The sequence below is a fragment of the Helicobacter sp. T3_23-1056 genome, assembly GCF_053654535.1.
This window is the reverse complement of the sequence record NZ_JBSIUU010000118.1, coordinates 1-304: the sequence shown is the minus strand read 5'-3', so window position 1 is coordinate 304 and position 304 is coordinate 1. Positions and strand designations below refer to the sequence as shown.

The 304-nt window shown below is 41.4% G+C and carries 1 protein-coding gene; it reads left to right on the top strand.

All coding sequences use genetic code 11. From position 1 onward, the window contains the following. The coding region (locus ACWIUO_RS13970; RefSeq protein ID WP_454178486.1) for a hypothetical protein at window positions 1–304 on the top strand (304 nt) is incomplete at both ends.

Below are 304 nucleotides of genomic sequence, written 5' to 3'. Positions count from 1 at the left end.
ACTTCGTCTATTGCAATACGATATGAGCCGTCTTACAAATCGCTCTAGCAAATTCTCAAAAACCACGCGCAAAAATACCAAAAAAGTCGATAAAGTGCGCGAAAAGCTAGCAAAGCTAACCCTAGAGCAGTCTAAAGGACAGAATCTAGATAAGGGCTATAATAATTTTGAATTGATAGACCAACTAGATGCGATATTTATCCCATACACTGGGCGTAGGGATTGGCGATTTTTTGCGCTTCCTTACGCGACATATAGCTATGTAGATTTTGGTAGCTCACAGGCTATGGAATACGCAGGTGGC